This is a genomic window from Streptomyces sp. NPDC047525 (genome assembly GCF_040643025.1).
In the GTDB taxonomy this organism is placed as follows: Bacteria; Actinomycetota; Actinomycetes; order Streptomycetales; family Streptomycetaceae; genus Streptomyces; species Streptomyces durmitorensis.
Genome location: NZ_JBEYTL010000002.1, coordinates 756,417 through 774,351 on the forward strand (window position 1 = coordinate 756,417; position 17,935 = coordinate 774,351).

Here is a 17,935-nt window from a genome sequence, read left to right on the forward strand (position 1 = left end):
AATGGCGGCTGACGCAGGGCCGTCGCACTGGAGGTGGCGCCATGGGCGGGGCACACGAGAGCTCGAGGCCCGAACCGGCCGGGACGCCACCCGGCGGCGCCGACTTCGAGATCCGCGTCCGGGGCAGGATCGGCGAGGCCTTCCGGTCGGCGTTCGGAGAGCTGACGGTTGTGCTGCGCCCCGCCGAAACGGTGCTCCTCGGTGTGGGGCTCGACCAGGCCGCCCTGTACGGGATCCTCGACCGCATCCAGGCGCTGGGGCTCGAACTCCTCGAGGTACGCCGGGTGCCGGGCACCAGCACCTAGACCGGTCTCGGCACCAGCATCCGGACAGCGGCGTGGACTCGGCAGGCGGCAAGGATCGAGCCTCCGTTCGAAAAGGCCGACCGGCCCCTTCCATCAACGTGCCGATCGCCCCAGGGTGTAGGGGTAATGCCCTGCACATGGGGAGGTGAGGGGCATGTCCGCAGCGTTGTGCACGGAGCCTGGAGGTGGCTCGAGGGGGGCGGTGGGCGAAGTCTCCGCCCTGCATGGGCGGTTGCATGTGCTGAGCCGGGAGAACCAGGCGGCCGATCCGAGCGTGACGGCCTGTCTGGTGTGGGTCGCCGGTACCCTCGTACGCATCGCGGGGGACGTAGGTGATCTCCGCAGCGCGGGTGCGCTGGTGGGAGAGGCAGCGGCTGTGCTGGCCCTGGCGCCCGAGCAGTCGCGGCGGCCCGTGTCCGTACCACCGCCTCTGAAGCCGTTGACGAGCTGTCAGCTGGTGGTGCTGTGCCGGTTGCAGCAGGAGGTGCCGCTGCGGGAGATCGCCGAGGACCTGTACGTGTCGGTGAACACGGTCAAGAGTCATGTCCGCGCCGTCTACCGGAAGCTGGGCGTGGCCTCCCGGGCCGAAGCCGTGCAGCGTGCCCGCGTGCTGGGGCTCGTGTAGGTCGTTAGGCCAACGCGGCAGCCGAAGCCAAGGCCAACGCGGCAGCCGAAGCCGAAGTCACCGTCACAGGAGCTGGAGTTCGCGGGCCCGGCGGACAGCGGCCGAGCGCCGGGTCACGGCGAGCTTGCGGTAGACGCTCTTGAGGTGCGTCTTCACCGTGTTCACCGAGAGATACAGCTCTTCGGCGATCTCCTCGGTGGTCATCATCTGCGCGAGCCGGTTCAGGACGTCGCGCTCCCGCGCGCTGAGCCGCTCGGCGGGGGTGGCTGGGGCGGCCACGACGGCGAGGGCCGGCCGGGCGGCCGTGTGCTGCGGAGCCGCGGTGACGGAGCTCCTGTGACGGGCGGAGTCGAGCAGCGAGACGCAGGCAGGCACCAGCGCCCGCAGCACGGTACGGGGCAGCCGGGACGCGGCCACCACCTCGGCGATGGGAGCGGGCGCCGAACCGCCCTGCTCCACCACCGTGGCGAGCCCCGCCACCAGGGAAGCGATCTCGGTGAGGAAATCGTCGGGCAGTCCGCCCAACACGGCTTTGGCCCCGGCGAGTTCGCGCCGGGCGCGGCCGGGTTCGGCACGTGCCAGTTCGACCCAGGCGCGTACGAGATGCAGGCACGCCTGCGAGCGCTCCGCCACGGTCCAGGCGGGCAGGGGCGGCTGGATGGCCTGGGCGGCGAGTTCGTCGGCGGCCCGGAAGCGGCCGCGCAGCGCCTCGAGGAGCGCGAGTTCGATGAGGCAGTCCCGGCGCAGTGTGCCGTTCCCGGCGGCGCCCGCGGCCTTGAGCCCTCCGGTGAGGGAGGCCTCCGCCGGCTTGAGGCCGCCGGTCCGTAACTCGCCGCTGCCACGGATGGCCAGGGTGAGGGCGAGGATCTCGGGGCGCTGCGCGAGCGCCGCGTGCGGCAGGCGTGAGAGGGCGGACTCCGCGTCGGCCGCGGCGGCGCGCGCCTCCTGGGGGTTCCGGGAGCGCAGCTGGTCCATGCGGATGACGGCGCGGGCCAGGCGGCACCGGGCCATGCGGTCCTCGTCCGCCGTCAGTTCCGCGAGGAGCCGGTCGGCGAGGTCGAGGTAGCGCGTGCACGCCTGGTCGTCGTCGCGGACCCGGGCGACCGCCGCGGCGAGCAGCGCCGGTTCGGGGTTCTCCGTCGGCAGCTGCTCGGGCAGCCGCCGGGTCAGCTCGCTCGGCAGCCGCAGCCTGGTGAGGCCGAGCACCTGGCCGATCGCGAGGCGGTCCACGATCAGCCGTCCTGCCGTGCCCCAGTCGCCCGCGGCGAGCAAGTGCCGCACGGCGTCGGCCAGCAGCCCGTGCTCGCCGAGCCAGGCCGCCGCACGGCGGTGCAACGGGGCGACGAGGCCGGGCTTCTCGTGGCGCAGGCACATCCGCAGCACGTCGGCGAACATCTGGTGGCAGCGGTACCAGCCCTGGCCGACGGGTTGCAGGAACGAGTTCTCGCGGACGAGGGAGGCGAAGTGCCGGCCCGCGTCCTCGCCGGAGAGCTCCACGGCCAGTTCGGCGTTCACGCGATCCAGCACGCTCGTCGTGAGCAGCAGTCGGCGCATGCCGTCGGGCTGCTGATCGAGCACCTCCTCGACGAGGTAGCTGGCGACGGCCTCGTCGTCGCCGGCGAACTGCGTGACGAACCGCTCGGGATCGGATCGCTTCTCCATGGACATCGCGGCAAGACGCAGCCCCGCCGCCCAGCCGTCCGTGCGCCGTCGCAGCGTGGTCACCGTCTGCTTCGGCACGTCGATCCCGTGCTGGGCGAGGAGCGCCGCCGTCTCCCGGTCGTCGAAGGCCAGGTCGCCGGTGCGCAGCTCGGTGACCTCGCTGGTGAGCCGGCCGCGGTGCAGATGCAGGGGAGGGTCACGGCGGGCGAGCACCACCAGGCGCAGCACCCCCGGCAGATGCCGCAGGAGGCTGCTGACCCCTTCCGCGATGGGGGAGCCGGGCGTGGGCTGGAAGTCGTCAAGGACCAGCACCACCGGCTCACCGCGTTGGTTGAGATCGGCGGCGAGCGCCGCCACGAGCAGCGGTTCCGCCTCCGAGGTGACGGGTTCGGCCACGTCCACGCCGGCCTCGCGCAGCGCGCCGATCACGCGCGGCCAGAAGACGCTGGACTGCTCGGCCCGGCCGTCGCAGCTGACCCAGGCGAGCGGGCCCGGCAGGCGCCGGGTGTGCGCCCACTCCAGGGCGAGAGCGGTCTTGCCGGCGCCTACGGGCCCCACGATCACGGTCAGCGGTCCGAGGACGCCCCTCACAAGACGGTCCGTCAGACGGGGTCTGGGCACCAGCCAAGGGGGCAGCGAGGGCGCCGTGCCGGCGGAGGCCTGGTTCGGCCCGGTGTCCCGTGCGGGGCGTGAGGACTCGGCCATGGGCGGCACCTCGCTCTCGGAGCCAAGTGGTGCGGCTGCGGCAAGTATGGGGGCGACAGGTCAGCGGGAGCGCGCGGCAGGCGCCATCTCACCCGGGTGAAATTCCCGTGGGGGGCGGCGCCTGCCACAGCGGCCCGGCCCGGAGCGCCGGGCCGCCTGCGGTCACTTCTCCTGAAGGGCCTTGACCAGTTCCTCCTCCCGGTCCTTGGTGAGCGACGTACGGATCACGGTGGGGCCGAAGGGACGTACCGCGTCACGTACGCGGTCGGGTGTCGAGCGCCGGACAAGGGCGAAGACGGCGGCGCGGCCCGGTTCGAGGGCGCTCGCGGTCTCCTTGACGAAGGCGTCGTTGATGCCGATGTCGGTGAGCTTTCCGGCGACGGCTCCGGTGGCGGCTCCCACCGCGGCACCGAACACCGGCATCAGGAAGAGCAGCCCGAACAGCGAGCCCCACAGGGCGCCGCTGGCCGCGCCGGTGGACGTGGTGCTGAACGTCTGACGCACATGGAGCTTGCCGTCCATGGTCCGCCAGGCGAGTGCCGCGTCCTCCAGGTCGAGCAGTTCCTGGCGGTGCAGTTCCTTGGCGAGCCGCAGAACCCCTTCCGCCTTCTCCTTGTCCGAGAATCCGAGCACGACGAGATCGGCCATCAGGCCCTCCTCCGGTGGTTGTCGGTCGTCGGGTCCGGACCCGCTTGAGGTGTGACCGGGTCACCCAACTTCTGCGCCATTGCCGTCAGTTCGGCGAGAACGGGGGCCAGTGCCTCTTCGGTGAGGAAGCCCTCGGCGACCGGCACCGCGCCGGCGTCGCGGAGGGCTTTGCGCAGGTACTTGGCCCAGATGTGTTCCAGCAGGATGAATGCCGCGGCGGCCCCCGGGTCGAGGGACTCGGCCATCTCCCTGATCTCCGTGAGGGTCAGGCCGAAGGCATTGCCCTCGGCCAGGCTCGGGTAGGTCTCCTCCGCGGCACGGACCTGCTCCTCGGAGATCCCGAGAAGCGAGGCGACCGTCTCTCCCATGCCCTCCGCCTGGAAGTCCAGGGCGAACAGATTCCCGCCGGGCTCTTTGCGGACGAAGAGCATGTCCAGGACGCGGATCTGTCCGTTCGCCTCAAGGATCGCCAGTTCCTCGATGATCCGCCCTTCGAACTTGGCGTCAGGTCCGAACTCGACCGTCAGGAGTTGTACCGGTCCGATCCCAGCCATCGTGTCTCCTCTCGCGGATGTGCCGCCGTCACGTCCCCCGTCACGGCCGTCATCACAGCGTCGGCACCCGGTACGGCGCGTCACCCGCCGCAGGTGAGCAAGGCGGGCACGGGCGCGGTGACGGTGGGAGGCGGAGGTACGACGCCCATGACTCATCACGAGACACCGGACCCCGGCGACGACGGGCCCACCCGGGACAGCACCACCGAGTCCGAACTGGAGCGCCTGCGGGCGGAGGTCACCGAGCTGCGGGACCGGGCCGGCACCGAACGGCGGCGCAAGGTCCGCCTGCTGTCCGTCAGGCGAACCGTGGCGGCCGTGCTGATCGCGCTGGTCGCCGTCCTCGCCGTCACCTCGATCGTGGGTGTGTGGGGTGCGCGGACCACGCTCAACACGGACCGCTGGATCGCCACGGTGGGGCCGCTGCCCGAGGACCCCGACGTGAACGCCGCCGTCTCCACCTATCTGACGCGCGAGATATTCGACCAACTGGACGTCGAGCAGCGGCTGTCCGAGACGCTGCCGCCGCGCGCGTCCTTCCTCGCGGCACCGGTCACCGGAGCCGTCCACGACTATCTGCGGGACTCGATCTCCAAACTCATCGCGACGGACCGGTTCCAGGAGCTGTGGCGTGCGACGAACCGGCTCGCCCACGAGCGGATCGTCGAGGTGCTGGAGGAACGCAACGAGAACGTGCGAGTGAGCGGCGACACGGTCACCCTGAACCTGCTGCCGATGGTCAACAACGCGCTGCGCTCCCTGGAGCAGCAACTGCCCACCCTGTTCGGCAAGAAGCTGGACCTGCCCGCCCTCTCCTCCGGTGAGATACCGCCGGGCCTGCACGAGCGCATCGAGAGCGCGCTCGGCGTTTCGCTGCCCGAGGACTTCGCGCAGATCCGCCTCTACAACCGCAACGAGCTGGGCCAACTGCAGGACTCCGTCCTGCTGTTCAAGCGCGCGGTGGTGGGCCTGGTGATCGGAGTGCCGGTCCTGCTCGGACTCGCCCTGTGGATCTCGCCCCAGCGGCGGCGCACCCTCCTCCAGCTCGGTCTGTGGCTGGTGGTGACCGTCACGGTGCTTTCGACCGTGCTGCGCGCGGTCCGTGACCAGCTGCTCGACCAGGTGCCGTCCGGCGTCTACCGCGACGGCGTACAGGCCGCGCTGTGGACGGTGTTCACGACCCTGCGCGACCGGGGCGACCAGCTGCTGTGGCTGGGGATCGCCATCGCCGTGCTGGCGTATCTGGTGGGGCCCGGACGCCTGCCCGTGGCGCTGCGCAGGCACACGGCGCAGGGGGTGCGGGCCACCGGGCACTTCGTGGCCAAGGCCGGCGAGCGGCTCCCCGAGGGCGCGCGGGTGCGGCCGTGGCTGGCCCAGCACGCCGACGTGCTGCGGGTGTCGGGAGCCGTGGTCGCGGCCCTGATCGCGCTGCTCCTGTCGTCGTGGACCGCGCTGCTCGTGGTCGGCGCGCTGCTGGCCGCGTACGAGATCGCGCTCACCCTCGTCGCCCGCGCGGCAGGACCGCCCCAGGACGGCTCACCCCCGAAAGGTGAGGCGGGCCGTGGGACCCCCGCGAAGACTGGCGCACCCGTTTGACCGAGGCAGGGAGACGCGCATGAAGACGCGGACGCACGCCGGACGGATCGGACCGAACGGCGACGGGAGCGGAAGGTCGCGCCTGTGGGGCCCGTATCTGAGCGAACGGCAGTGGGGCACGGTCCGCGAGGACTACAGCCCCGGCGGCGACGCATGGTCCTACTTCCCGCACGATCACGCGCGGTCACGTGCCTACCGGTGGGGCGAGGACGGGCTCGGCGGCATCTGCGACGACAAGCAGCGCCTGTGCCTGGCCCTCGCCCTGTGGAACGGCCGCGACCCGATCCTCAAGGAGCGCGCCTTCGGCCTCACGAACGGTGAGGGCAACCACGGGGAGGACGTCAAGGAGTACTACTTCTACCTCGACAGCACCCCCAGCCACTCCTACCTGCGGTACCTGTACAAGTACCCCCAGGCCGCGTTCCCGTACAACGATCTCGTGACCGTCAACCGGGACCGCACACGGCAGGAGTTCGAGTACGAGCTCATGGACACCGGTGTGTTCGACGACGACCGGTACTTCGACGTGACGGTGGAGTACGCCAAGGCGGACCACGACGACATCCTGATGCGCGTCACCGTCGACAACCGGGGACCCGACGAGGCGACCCTGCACGTGCTGCCGACGCTGTGGTTCCGCAACACCTGGTCCTGGGGCGAGCAGCACGACGGGGAGACCAGGCCGCGGATGCGGGCGGTCGACGGGCCGCGCTCGACCGTCACGGTCCGGGCCGACCACCCTCAGCTCGGCAGTTACGACCTGCGGTGCGGCGAGGGGGTTCCGCTGCTGTTCACGGAGAACGAGACCGACAACGAGCACCTGTTCGGCTCGCCCAACGCCGGCCCCTACGTCAAGAACGCCATCGGCCGGTACGTCGTGGAAGGGGACGAGAGCGCCGTCAACCCGGCGCAGGAGGGCACCAAGGCGGCCGCCCACCACACGCTGAGCATTCCCGCGGGAGGGTCGCAGACGCTGCGGCTGCGGATGGGCCCCGCCGGCGCGCAGCTCTCCCTGACCCGGGGCTTCGACACGGTGTTCAAGGACCGCATCGCCGAAGCCGACGCCTTCTACCGGGAGTTGACCCCCGAGGGGGCGAGCGAGGACGAGGCGCGTGTCATGCGCCAGGCGCTCTCCGGGATGCTCTGGTCCAAGCAGTACTACGGCTTCGACCTGGAGATGTGGCTGGCCGAGCACGACCTGACCCCGTGGAGCCCACCGCGTCCCGGCATACGCAACGGCGAGTGGTTCCACATGGTGAGCGACGACATCGTCTCGATGCCGGACAAGTGGGAGTACCCCTGGTTCGCCGCCTGGGACCTGGCGTTCCACGCCGTGGGCCTGTCGGTCGTCGACATCGGCTTCGCCAAGGAGCAGCTCGAACTGCTGCTGCGGGACGCCTACTTGCACCCCAACGGCCAGATACCGGCCTACGAGTGGAACTTCGGCGACGTCAACCCGCCCGTGCACGCCTGGGCCGCGTACTTCGTGTACACGATGGAGAAGAGCACGACCGGCCACGCCGACCACGCGTTCCTGGAGCGCACCTTCCAGAAACTGCTCACCAACTTCACCTGGTGGGTCAACCGCAAGGACCCGAACGGCCGCAACATCTTCCAGGGCGGCTTCCTCGGCCTCGACAACATCGGCGTCTTCGACCGCAGCGCCCCGCTGCCCACCGGGGGCTCCCTGGAGCAGGCGGACGGCACCGCCTGGATGGCGCTGTACTGCCAGTCGATGCTGCAGATCGCGATGGAACTCGTCGAGCAGAACCCGGCGTACGAGGACCTGGTCCTGAAGTTCGTCGAGCACTACCTGTGGATCGCGGCCTCGATGGACCGCGTCGGGGACCTCCACGACGAGCTGTGGGACGAGGAGGACGGGTTCTTCTACGACGTGCTGCGGCTGCCGGACGGACAGGCGGTCCGGCTGAAGGTCCGCTCCATGGTGGGGCTGCTTCCGCTGTGCGCCTCGACCGTCTTCCAGCCGGACCAGCTGGCCCGGCTCTCCGGTCTGAGCGAGCGGCTGCGGCGGTTCGCCGCGCGCCACCCCTCGCTGTCCGTGACGCTGACCTCGGCGCAGGCCGGCACGGCGGGCGGTCCGCGGCTCCTGTCCGTCCTGGACGAGAAGAAGCTGGTGCGCGTGCTGGCCCGGCTCCTGTCGGAGGACGAGTTCCTGAGCCCCTACGGAATCAGGGCACTCTCCCGCCACCACGCCGAGCACCCGTACACGTTCTGGGTGCACGGCGAGGAGTACAAGGTCGGCTATCTGCCCGCCGAGTCGGACACCGGCATGTTCGGCGGCAACTCCAACTGGCGCGGCCCGGTCTGGCTGCCGATGAACGCCCTCGTCATCCGTGGTCTGCTCAACCTGTACGGCTTCTACGGCGACGACCTCACCGTCGAGTGCCCGACCGGCTCGGGGGTACGGAAGAACCTGTACGAGGTCGCCGAGGACATCAGTGGCCGCCTCGCCCGGATCTTCCTGCGCGGCGACGACGGACGGCGGCCCGTGTACGGCGGCCAGGCGAAGTTCGCGGACGACCCGCACTGGCGCGATCTGATCAGCTTCTACGAGTACTTCCACGGCGACAACGGCGCGGGAGTCGGCGCATCGCACCAGACGGGCTGGACCGGACTGGTCGCGGCCCTGATGAAGATCTTCGGCACGCTCGGACCGGACGACTTCCGCTCCGGATCCGCGAGGAGGCAGAAGTGATGACCGTTTTGCCCGCGCAGCCCGTCGTGCATGAGGTCAACACCCGTGTATGGCTGAGGGAGATCGGGCTCCGCGCCGGCCGTCCCGTCGGCCTCGCGGACGTGCCCAAGGACGTGTGGGACGAGATCACGCCCGCCGGGATCGACGCCGTCTGGCTGATGGGGGTGTGGGAGCGCAGCCCGGGGGGACGGGCCATCGCCCTGGACAACCCGGCGCTGCGCGGCGCGTTCGCCGAGGCCGTCCCGGACATCGGCGATGAGGACATCGCCGGATCGCCGTACTGCATCCGCCGCTACGAGGTCGACGCGGCGCTCGGCGGCGGCGCCGGCCTTGCGGTCGCCCGCGGCGAACTCGACCGCAGGGGAGTGGGGCTGCTGCTCGACTACGTGCCCAACCACGTGGCCCCCGACAGCCCCTGGGTGACCGAGCACCCCGAGTACTTCGTGCAGGGTGACGCCGAGGACGCCCGGCGTGATCCGGCCGGGTTCCTCGACACCGGGCGCGCGGTGCTCGCAAGGGGCCGCGACCCGTTCTTCCCGCCCTGGCCGGACGTGGTGCAGCTGAACGCCTTCGCCCCGGCCCTGCGGCGGGCGACCGCGGAGGTGCTCGGCGACATCGGCCGGGTCTGCGACGGGGTGCGCTGCGACATGGCGATGCTGCTGATGAACGACGTCTTCGCGCGGACGTGGGGTGAGCGGGCGGGGACCCAGCCGCAGGAGGAGTTCTGGCCCGAGGTCGTCACCGCAGTCCGTCGGCAGCATCCCCACATGGTCTTCGCGGCCGAGGCGTACTGGGACCTCGAATGGGCCCTTCAGGAGCAGGGGTTCGACTTCTGCTACGACAAGCGTCTCTACGACCGGGTGCTGAACGAGAGCGCCGATTCGGTCCGGGCGCACCTGCGGGCCGACGAGCAGTACCAGCGCCGGCTCGTCCGCTTCCTGGAGAACCACGACGAGCCGCGGGCCGCGCGCACCCTGCCCCCGGCCAAGGAGCGGGCGGCGGCCGTCCTGATCGCCACGCTGCCCGGCGCCACCCTGTGGCACGAGGGTCAGTTCACCGGGCGCCGCGTCCACTTGCCGGTCTTCCTCGACCGCCGTCCGGAGGAGCCGCCGGATCCTTCCCTGCGGGCCTTCCACGAGCGTCTCCTGTCGGCCGTCCACCGCAGCGCCATGCGTACGGGGCGGTGGCAGCTCCTGGACAGCGACGGCTGGCCCGACAACGACTCCGGCCGTGCCCTGGTCGCCTCGTCCTGGTCCGGTGAGGCGGGACGGTTCCTGACCGTGGTGAACCTCTCGGAGCATCGGGCACAGGCATGCGTGAGGCTGCCCTGGGGCGAACTGAGCCAGGGAAGCTGGGAGTTGACCGGGCTCCTCGACACGGAGCGGTACGAGCGCCCGGGCGCTGAGCTGGCGGCGGACGGGCTCTACGTCGATCTGCCGCCGTGGGGCACGCACGTGCTCTCGGTCACGGCGAGCGGATCCTCCCGGCCCTAGGGCTGCCCACCCCAGTCCACGCCGTTGTCCGAACGGAACGCCTCCACGGCGGCCTCGACGGTGGGGTAGAAGCGGCGCGCGTCGAAGGTACGGGTCAGGCCGTAGCGCTCGATCTTGTGCCGCACCGGGTCCTTGAGCTCGGCGAAGACCAGGCTCACGCCGAGCTCGAGGAGCGCCGCGTCCAGCTCCTCCAGGATGTCCGCCGCGGTCGTGTCGACGTCGGTCACCGGTTCGGCCGCGATCAGCACGCACCTTGTCGCCGGTTCTGCGTGGGTGTACCGCAGGACCTCTTCGCGGAACGCCTTGGCGTTGGCGAAGAAGAGCGGAGCGTCGAAGCGGAAGATCACAAGGCCCGGCAGGAGTTGGGCACTCTCGTGCGACCGCACGTCGTGGTAGCCCTCCACGCCTGGCACACGCCCGAGGACCGTGCTGTAGGGCCACCAGGCGCGCCGGAAGACGTTCAGGATGGACAGGCCCACCGCGACGGCGATCCCCGGCAGCACACCGAGCAGGGCCACCCCGAGGAAGGCCGCGACGGACAGCCAGAACTCCGCCTTGCGCTGCCGCCACAGCCGCCTCGTGCCCGCGAGGTCGGCCAGCGAGAGGGAGGCCGTGATGACCACCGCGGCGAGCGCCGGCTGCGGCAGATCGCTGAAAAGCCCCGGCAGCAGGACCAGCATGAGGACGATGAGCGCCGCTCCGACGACCCCGGTCAGCTGCGTCTTGGCCCCCGCCCGCTCGGCCACGGCCGTGCGTGAACCGCTGGTGCTCACGGGGAAGCCCTGGAACAGACCGGCGGCCATGTTCGCCGTGCCGATCGCGATCATCTCGTCGTTGCCGCGGACCTGCTGCCCGGTGCGGGCCGCGAAGGCCGATGCGTTGGAGATGGTGTCGGCGAGGGACACCAGGGCGATGCCGAGGGCGCCGACGAACAGCGGGCCCAGATCGCCCCAGCCGATGTGCGGAACCGTGAACGGCGGCAGCCCTTCGGGGAGTCGGCCGACGGTCTTCACCCCGTGCTCGTCCAGATCGAGGACGACGGACACGGTGATGGCCAGGACCACCATGACGAGGACGGCCGGGATCTTCGGCATCAGACGTTGCAGCAGCAGGATCAGGAGGATGCAGCCGCCGCCCACCGCGACGGCGGCCGCCACCGTCCGCCCGTCCGCCACCCCCCGGACGAAGGCGTCCACTTCACCGATCAGCCCGTCGGCATCGGTCGAGAACCCGAACAGCTTCGGCAGCTGCCCGATGAGGATGGTCAGGGCCAGGCCGTTCATGTAGCCGATCATGGTGGGCTTGGAGATGAGATCGGCGACGAAACCGAGCCGCGCCACCCCCGCGAGGAGGGTGATCGCGCCGACCATCAGGGCCAGCATCGAGGCGAGTGCGATGGCGCGTCCGCTGTCCCCGTCGGCGGCGACCAGCGGCAGGACCGTCGCGGCGATCATCGGGCCGAGCGAGGAGTCCGGACCGAGCACCAGGACACGGGACGGCCCGGCCACGGCGTACGCGAGCAGACAGAGCACGGAGGTGTACAGACCCGTGATCGGCGGCAGTCCTGCCAGTTCGGCGTAGGCCATGCCCTGCGGCACCAGGAGTGTGCTCAGTACGACGCCTGCGACGACGTCCTTGAACAACCACTCCCGGCGGTAGTTCCGCAGGGTCCTGACCCCGGGCGGCGTCCCGTGCACCGGCATCTCACCCCTGCCCGGCGCCCGTGGGCGCGCGTCCGTCCCTCATGGGCCACCTCTGCTAGTAGACGGTGTCCTTCTTCACCACGCACAGGGCCCAGATGATGAACCCGTTCATCGCGATCAGGGTGATGGACCAGACGGGGTGGTAGGGGAGGGACAGGAAGTTGGCGATGATCATCAGGCTGGCGATGATCACGCCGAGGATCCGGGCCCACTTCGCGGCGACGAGCAGACCGAAGCTGATGATCACGGCCACCGTGCCGATGAGCATGTGGATCCAGCCCCAGGCCGTCAGGTCGAACTCGAAGGTGTACCCGGGGGTGGCGAGGAAGATGTCGTCCTCGAGGACGGCCATGAGACCACGGCAGAAGTCCATGGATCCGGAGAGGAACAAGAGAACCCCCGCGAAGATGGTCAGCCCGCCGGCCGCTATCTGCGCGGTGCCGGGGCGATGGTGCTGAGTGGTCGTGGCCATGCCGGGACCTCCGTACTCGAGGAGGGTGCCGATTGCACCGCTGTGCCCCGAGTGTTGCCCCCGGCAGGTACCCCCGGTCGTCACCCTCCGGGGGTGACGCCGCAGGGCGGGCCTCCCACGAGGCTGGCCGTCGTCCGGCCAGCGAATGGAGGCGAGGCGATGACCGTGCCGTCCACACCAGACGGAGCAGGCGCCCGGCAGGAGAAGCGCCCCTGGCCCCGTCAGGTGCTTCTGCCGCTCGCCCTCGCCCAGTTCATCTGCAGCTTCGCGGGCTCGAACATGAACGTCATGATCCAGGACATCAGCGAGGACCTGGACACCACGGTGCAGGGAGTGCAGACCGCGATCACGATCTTCCTCCTCGTCATGGCGGCCCTGATGATTCCGGGCGGCATCCTGACCGACCGGTACGGCCGCAAGCGCTGCCTCGTCATCGGCCTCGCCGTGTACGGAGTCGGCGCGCTGCTCAGCGCGGTGGCGCCCGGCCTCGGCGTCCTCATCCTGGGCAACTCGATCCTGGAGGGCGTCGGCACGGCCCTGCTCATCCCGCCGGTCTACATCCTCACCACCCTCCTGTTCACGAACGTGGCCGACCGCGCCCGTGCCTTCGGGGCGATCATGGCGATGGGCGGCATCGGTGCCGCCGCGGGGCCGCTGATCGGAGGCCTCATCACCTCGGCGATCAGCTGGCGGGCCGCCTTCGTCTTCCAGGCCCTGGTGGTCGCGGTGATCATCGTGCTGACCCGCCGCATCGACGATCCGCTCCCCCCGAACCCCGACCGCGTCTTCGACACCGGTGGCGCGGTGCTGTCCGCGACCGGTCTGGTCCTGGTCGTCATGGGAATCCTCGCCGCCGACGACAACGTCTGGCTGATGAGCGGTCTGCTGCTGGTCGGCGCCCTGCTGTTGGTGGGCTTCTTCCGCTGGGTACGGGCGAAGGAGCGCGCCGGGGCCCAACCACTGCTACGGACCGACCTGTTCCGCAACCGCACGTCCAACCTCGGCCTGATCACCCAGCACACCCAGTGGCTGATGCTCATGGGCGTGTCCTTCGTGGTGGCCGCGTACCTCCAGGTCGTCCGGGGGTACAACGCGATCGACACCGGCGTGATCTTCAGCGCGTCCACCCTCGGCCTCCTGGTGTCCTCGCTGGGTGCCGCGCGCTTCGCCAAGAAGCACGAGCAACGCACGCTCGTCATGACCGGGTTCGCCGTGACGGTCTGCGGCATCGGTGTGCTGCTCGCCATGGCCCACGGCGAACCGAAGGCCTGGACCTCCGTCCCCGGTCTGCTGCTCATCGGCCTCGGCATGGGGGTGATGCTGACGCCCTCGGTCAACGTGGTGCAGTCCAGCTTCCCCGAGGACCAGCAGGGCGAGATATCCGGTCTGTCGCGCAGTGTGTCGAACCTCGGATCCTCGGTGGGCACCGCGATCGCGGGCACCATCCTGGTCGCGGACCCGGCCGTGGGTCCGTACGCCGCGGCGCTCGTGGTCCTCGCCGTCGTCGGGCTCGGAGGGTTCGCCGCCGCCGCCAAGCTGCCCCGGGCCCCGGCCTCCGCCCCCACCCGGCAGGGGTGAAGCCGCCCGCTGACCGCACCGCGGGACGGCGTCAACGCCCGTCGTAGCGGACGGCACTGGCGACCACCAGGTCCTGGAGCGACGCGTGACGTCTGCTGAAGGGGATCCAGCACAGCCCCAGCGGGAACGTCACGCACAGCGCGGAACGCACCAGCGCGCGCGGCAGCCCGAGCAGCCGGCCGGCGCGGCCGGTGACGCGCAGTCCCATCAGCATGTCTCCCGCCGTGCGCCCGATCGCGGCCCAGGAACAGCCGAGATACAGGACGGCGAGGGCCCACCCCGCGGCGCCGGTGAGCCAGCCGGGGAGTTCGGGGAACCGGAACGGGGGCCCGGTGACGAGGAGCTGGACACACCCGGCGCCCACCTGGACCGCGAAGCCGAGCGCGGCGACGACCAACGCGTCGAGTACCGCCGCGACGCCACGCGACACGATCCCGGCCGGCTCGGGCCGGGGCCCGGACCCGAGCCCCGGAACGGTCATCGCGCACGCCCGGGCGGCGGACCGTCCCCGTTGCCCTGCGGCGGCACCGCACGCCCGAGGAGCCGGTCACCGAACCGGTTGACGCCCCGGTCGCCGCGCCTCCCGAGCAGCCGGATCGCGTCGGCGGTCTCCGCCGCCATCCCGCCCCCGGTGTCCCGGACGATGCGCCCGAGATCGGTCTCGGCCAGCACGCCGCGGGTGAGTCCCACCAGATCGATCCGGACGATCACCGCGTCGACGTCGACCCGGTCGGCGACCCGATTGACGTCGACGCGGTCGGCGATGCGGTTCACGTCGACACGGTCGGCGATCCCCTCCACGTCCACCCGGTCGGCGACGCGCCGCACGTCGACCCGCTCGGCGATCCGGTTCACGTCCACGCGCGACACGAGGTCGTCCAGGTCGATGCGGTCGAGCACCGCGCCGGCCACCGCACGGATCACCGTGGTCGCCGCCTCATCCATGATTCCCAGCACACTCCGCGCCCGCCGGGCGACGAAGTCCAGCGGGCCACCCGCGTTGTCTTCAGCCATCCGGTGATCGCAGCGCCGACCGCGATTCCTGACATCCTCCGCCGCGGGTGAGTCGCCCCCGAGGGGCGATCCTTCAGTAGTGCGGGACGACGACGACCGGGCACCTGGCGTGGTGGATCGCCGCGTGCGCGGTCCGTCCGAGGTGCGGCCCAGCAGGGATGCGGCGGCCGACTACCAGCAGACCGGCGGTCGAAGCGGCCCTGACCAAGTGGTGGCCCGGCAGACCGTGCAGGAGCCGCTCGGTGACCTGTGTGCGGGGGAATTTGTGCCGCCAGGGGGTGAGTACGGCCGCCAGAAGGCGTGACTTCTCCTCCACGGGGTCGACGGCGTCCGCGGAGGGGATCAGGGGCGCGGTCCAGATGTGCACGGCATGGAGCGGCGCTTGACGGGACGCCGCCGCGTCGAAGGCGTACTCGAGGAGTTCGTCGTCGGGGCGGTCGAGGTCGAGGCCGAGCACGACCGGGCGGCGCGGACCGTCCGTGCTCCGGTGTTCGTCGGCGGGGTGGTCCCCCGCCCGGACCAGAGCGACGGGGCAGGCGGCACGCGCGGCGACGGCCAGCGCGACCGAGCCGACCAGGGCACCGGTGAGCGCGCCGAAGCCGCGTGAGCCGAGGACGAGCAGAGCCGATGATCTGGCCGCCGCCGACAGCGCCTGCACCGGTGGTCCCGTCACCTGCTCGTCCAGGATCCCCAGGCCGGGGTGCGCGCGGGAGAGCTGGAGGACGGCACGGTCGAGCGCGCCGTCCTCGCGGTGGAACGGGACGTCGATCTCCGGCGGCCGACTGCCTTCCGCCGGTGGGTCGCAGGCGTGGACGAGGTGGAGGGGCAGGTCACGGCGCAGGGCTTCGCGGGCTGCCCAGCCGGCGGCGTCCAGACTCTCGGGTGAGCCGTCGATGCCGGCGGTGATGGTCTGCTGGGTGGTCATGGTGCGCACCTCCGCGATGCGTTGGGGGCGTCAGCCGGTCCGGGCCCGGGCGACGGCTTCCGCCGCCTCCGGCGGTGGGCGAGTGCCTCGTCCCCGGAATCGAGGGCTGTTGTTCGGAGGAGTGTCACGTTGCCTCCTGCATGCGGGAGTTCAGGCCGTGTGCCGGGGCGGTCAGACGTGCGGTACGACGGCCACCGGGCAGGCCGAGTGGTGGAGCAGGGCGTGGTTGACCGAACCGAGCTGCATGCCGACGTGCCCCCTGCGGCGCCGGGCGCCGATCACCAGGAGATCGGCGTCCCGGGAAGCGGCGAGAAGCGCGGTGCGCGCGTGGCCCTCGACCGTCTCGCGGCGGACCGTGATCTCGGGGTGGGCGGCCCCCGCGTCCCGTACCGCCTGCTCGACCAGCTCCGTGGCCCGGCGCTGGCGGTCGTCAGGCGCCGTGGAGGGGGAGTCGGGGATCTCCCGGGCGGGGCGGCGCCAGGCATGGACGACGGTCACGGCGGCGTCGCGTGCCGCTGCCTCGCGGAAGGCGAACTCCACCGCACCATCCGCCTCTTGAGGGGCGTCGACGCCGACGACGATGGTGCGGAACCCGCCCCGCAGACTCTTCTCCCCGCCGCGTACGACGAACACGGGCGACGTGGCGTGCGCGGCCACCGACAGGCTGATCGAACCGAGCAGCAGCTCGGCGAGCTCGCCGCGTCCCCGGCTGCCGACCACCAGGGCACAGGCCTCCGGGCTGATCAGGGCGAGCGCGACGGCCGGGTCCTCCGGCAGCACCTCGCCCGTCACCTTCACGATGGTGGTGCGGTGCAGGGCGCGTTCGACCGCTGAAGCCGCGATGTGGTCCGAAAGGGCCTGTACCGACGTCCGGTTGATGTCGAAGGACGGTTCGTGCCCCTCGTACCACTCCCACCTCGACGCATGAACGACATGCAGCGGCACCCCGCGCGCGGCGGCCTCGTCCACGGCCCAGTCCAATGCTCGCAGGCTCGGATCGGAGCCGTCGACTCCGACGATCAGGGGCTTGTCCACGCTGCTACCGCCGTCCGGTACGCCCCTGCAGGGGCCCTGCTTGGGACGGTTCCACCGGGGAGGCCGACCGGGGAGGGGCGAACCGGCCTCGGTAGGGGGACGGTTGACCCCTGCGGGCCGTCTCCTCGGACACAGCGCGTCGGCTTCCCGTCGCTTCGAGTGACCACTGTGGCTGAGAGGCACCTGTCCGACGTCGGCGTCCCCATCTAGGGTGGCGAACGCCCCAGACCTCGGCGTTCCACCTTTCTGTGTCTCAACTGACAGTGGGAGAGCTGCGGCTCCCGGGAAGGCCGTGCCTCGGACCCGCGATCACGTCCCGGAAGAGGAGCTGCGGCATGAACATCCTGGTCGGCTATGCCGGTGTGCACGGCTCCACGCATGGCATCGCGGAGCGCCTCGCGACCCGCCTGGCGGAGTGCGGGCACGTCGCGGTCGTCGTGCCGTTGGCGGCGGAGCAGAAGACGGGAGGCTACGACGCCTTCGTGCTGGGCAGCGCGGTGCACCATGGGGCCTGGCTCGCACCGGCCGCCGACTTCATCCGCAGCCATCCCAGCACCTTGGCCACACGCCCCACGTGGCTGTACAGCGTCAGCGTGCCGCCCCGCGAGGGGCACCGGCCCGCGCGCCGCCGCACCGAGCCCCGCCAACTGGCCGGGATTCGCTCCCTCATCCGCCCCTGCGAGCACCAGATGCTGGCCGGAGCCGTCTACCGCGACCACGTCCCGGGGTGGCGGCATCTCGCCTTTCGGGCACGCGGCGGACGCTATGGCGACCACCGGGACTGGAAGGCCGTCGACCACTGGGCCGAGTGCATCCACGGTCGGCTCGCCGATGTCGAGGGCGCCGACCCGGATCCGGGAACGCACTGATAGCACGGACCGGCGCTGAGCGGCAACAGGTCCGA

The 17,935-nt window shown here is 71.2% G+C and carries 16 protein-coding genes; 7 read left to right on the plus strand and 9 right to left on the minus strand.

Going from position 1 to position 17,935, the window contains the following annotated elements; genetic code table 11:
- Nucleotides 1–41: 41 nt before the first annotated feature.
- Nucleotides 42–305: a hypothetical protein gene (locus tag ABZ833_RS08200; protein ID WP_361042725.1), complete on the plus strand. Its 264-nt coding sequence runs from the start codon at nt 42–44 to the stop codon at nt 303–305.
- Between the two features lie 202 nt (nt 306–507).
- A complete protein-coding gene (locus tag ABZ833_RS08205) occupies nt 508–930 on the plus strand; it encodes a LuxR C-terminal-related transcriptional regulator (protein WP_361042727.1) in 423 nt (140 codons plus the stop codon).
- Between the two features lie 63 nt (nt 931–993).
- Here the strand turns inward: ABZ833_RS08205 and ABZ833_RS08210 are convergent, their stop codons facing one another.
- The 3 genes from ABZ833_RS08210 to ABZ833_RS08220 form a co-directional block, all read right to left on the minus strand.
- Nucleotides 994–3,297 (minus strand): LuxR C-terminal-related transcriptional regulator, encoded by a 2,304-nt coding sequence (locus ABZ833_RS08210; protein ID WP_361042730.1) that lies wholly within the window; start codon nt 3,295–3,297, stop codon nt 994–996.
- A 162-nt stretch (nt 3,298–3,459) separates the two neighbouring features.
- Nucleotides 3,460–3,945: a DUF1269 domain-containing protein gene (locus tag ABZ833_RS08215; RefSeq protein ID WP_361042732.1), complete on the minus strand. Its 486-nt coding sequence runs from the start codon at nt 3,943–3,945 to the stop codon at nt 3,460–3,462.
- Nucleotides 3,945–4,499, minus strand: coding sequence for a DUF1269 domain-containing protein (locus ABZ833_RS08220; protein WP_361042734.1), 555 nt, complete (start codon nt 4,497–4,499; stop codon nt 3,945–3,947). The genes ABZ833_RS08215 and ABZ833_RS08220 overlap by 1 nt, the downstream gene beginning before the upstream one ends.
- Before the next feature lie 147 nt (nt 4,500–4,646).
- Here ABZ833_RS08220 and ABZ833_RS08225 point away from each other — a divergent pair, with 147 nt between their 5' ends.
- From ABZ833_RS08225 to ABZ833_RS08235, 3 genes are read left to right on the plus strand one after another with little or no spacing between them, the layout of a single operon-like run.
- A complete protein-coding gene (locus ABZ833_RS08225) occupies nt 4,647–6,095 on the plus strand; it encodes a hypothetical protein (RefSeq protein WP_361042737.1) in 1,449 nt (482 codons plus the stop codon).
- Nucleotides 6,096–6,114: 19 nt separating this feature from the next.
- Nucleotides 6,115–8,811, plus strand: coding sequence for a glucosidase (locus ABZ833_RS08230; RefSeq protein ID WP_361042739.1), 2,697 nt, complete (start codon nt 6,115–6,117; stop codon nt 8,809–8,811).
- Nucleotides 8,811–10,304, plus strand: coding sequence for an alpha-amylase (locus tag ABZ833_RS08235; protein WP_361042741.1), 1,494 nt, complete (start codon nt 8,811–8,813; stop codon nt 10,302–10,304). Before ABZ833_RS08230 ends, ABZ833_RS08235 begins: the two co-directional genes overlap by 1 nt.
- Here the strand turns inward: ABZ833_RS08235 and sulP are convergent.
- Together sulP and ABZ833_RS08245 are read right to left on the minus strand one after the other, a co-directional pair.
- Nucleotides 10,301–12,001, minus strand: a complete 1,701-nt coding sequence (gene sulP, locus ABZ833_RS08240) for a sulfate permease (protein ID WP_361042743.1) — start codon at nt 11,999–12,001, stop codon at nt 10,301–10,303. The two genes, ABZ833_RS08235 and sulP, sit on opposite strands and share 4 nt — an antisense overlap.
- Nucleotides 12,002–12,062: 61 nt before the next feature.
- On the minus strand, nt 12,063–12,479 hold the full coding sequence (locus ABZ833_RS08245) for a hypothetical protein (RefSeq protein ID WP_361042745.1): 417 nt from the start codon (nt 12,477–12,479) through the stop codon (nt 12,063–12,065).
- Nucleotides 12,480–12,638: 159 nt separating this feature from the next.
- Here ABZ833_RS08245 and ABZ833_RS08250 point away from each other — a divergent pair, with 159 nt between their 5' ends.
- Nucleotides 12,639–14,057, plus strand: a complete 1,419-nt coding sequence (locus ABZ833_RS08250; RefSeq protein ID WP_361042748.1) for an MFS transporter — start codon at nt 12,639–12,641, stop codon at nt 14,055–14,057.
- A gap of 31 nt (nt 14,058–14,088) precedes the next feature.
- Here the strand turns inward: ABZ833_RS08250 and ABZ833_RS08255 are convergent, their stop codons facing one another.
- From ABZ833_RS08255 to ABZ833_RS08270, 4 genes are all read right to left on the minus strand, one after another.
- Nucleotides 14,089–14,538, minus strand: coding sequence for an RDD family protein (locus ABZ833_RS08255; RefSeq protein WP_361042750.1), 450 nt, complete (start codon nt 14,536–14,538; stop codon nt 14,089–14,091).
- Nucleotides 14,535–15,071, minus strand: a complete 537-nt coding sequence (locus ABZ833_RS08260) for a hypothetical protein (RefSeq protein WP_361042753.1) — start codon at nt 15,069–15,071, stop codon at nt 14,535–14,537. The genes ABZ833_RS08255 and ABZ833_RS08260 overlap by 4 nt, the downstream gene beginning before the upstream one ends.
- A 73-nt stretch (nt 15,072–15,144) precedes the next feature.
- Complete coding sequence (locus ABZ833_RS08265) at nt 15,145–15,996, minus strand: universal stress protein (protein ID WP_361042755.1); 852 nt, start codon at nt 15,994–15,996, stop codon at nt 15,145–15,147.
- 171 nt (nt 15,997–16,167) lie between these two features.
- A complete protein-coding gene (locus ABZ833_RS08270) occupies nt 16,168–17,031 on the minus strand; it encodes a universal stress protein (protein ID WP_361042758.1) in 864 nt (287 codons plus the stop codon).
- A 335-nt stretch (nt 17,032–17,366) separates the two neighbouring features.
- Between ABZ833_RS08270 and ABZ833_RS08275 the strand changes: the two genes are divergently transcribed.
- Nucleotides 17,367–17,900, plus strand: a complete 534-nt coding sequence (locus ABZ833_RS08275; RefSeq protein ID WP_361042760.1) for a flavodoxin domain-containing protein — start codon at nt 17,367–17,369, stop codon at nt 17,898–17,900.
- The last annotated feature ends 35 nt before the right edge of the window (nt 17,901–17,935 follow it).

Bases quoted from the DNA above. Each gene is read 5' to 3' on its own strand.
- ABZ833_RS08235 (WP_361042741.1), top strand. From the start codon at position 8,811: ATGACCGTTTTGCCCGCGCAGCCCGTCGTGCATGAGGTCAACACCCGT.
- ABZ833_RS08260 (WP_361042753.1), bottom strand. From the start codon at position 15,071: ATGGCTGAAGACAACGCGGGTGGCCCGCTGGACTTCGTCGCCCGGCGG.
- ABZ833_RS08245 (WP_361042745.1), bottom strand. From the start codon at position 12,479: ATGGCCACGACCACTCAGCACCATCGCCCCGGCACCGCGCAGATAGCG.
- ABZ833_RS08200 (WP_361042725.1), top strand. From the start codon at position 42: ATGGGCGGGGCACACGAGAGCTCGAGGCCCGAACCGGCCGGGACGCCA.
- ABZ833_RS08250 (WP_361042748.1), top strand. From the start codon at position 12,639: ATGACCGTGCCGTCCACACCAGACGGAGCAGGCGCCCGGCAGGAGAAG.
- ABZ833_RS08230 (WP_361042739.1), top strand. From the start codon at position 6,115: ATGAAGACGCGGACGCACGCCGGACGGATCGGACCGAACGGCGACGGG.
- ABZ833_RS08220 (WP_361042734.1), bottom strand. From the start codon at position 4,499: ATGGCTGGGATCGGACCGGTACAACTCCTGACGGTCGAGTTCGGACCT.
- ABZ833_RS08265 (WP_361042755.1), bottom strand. From the start codon at position 15,996: ATGACCACCCAGCAGACCATCACCGCCGGCATCGACGGCTCACCCGAG.
- ABZ833_RS08255 (WP_361042750.1), bottom strand. From the start codon at position 14,538: ATGACCGTTCCGGGGCTCGGGTCCGGGCCCCGGCCCGAGCCGGCCGGG.
- ABZ833_RS08275 (WP_361042760.1), top strand. From the start codon at position 17,367: ATGAACATCCTGGTCGGCTATGCCGGTGTGCACGGCTCCACGCATGGC.
- ABZ833_RS08215 (WP_361042732.1), bottom strand. From the start codon at position 3,945: ATGGCCGATCTCGTCGTGCTCGGATTCTCGGACAAGGAGAAGGCGGAA.
- ABZ833_RS08210 (WP_361042730.1), bottom strand. From the start codon at position 3,297: ATGGCCGAGTCCTCACGCCCCGCACGGGACACCGGGCCGAACCAGGCC.
- ABZ833_RS08225 (WP_361042737.1), top strand. From the start codon at position 4,647: ATGACTCATCACGAGACACCGGACCCCGGCGACGACGGGCCCACCCGG.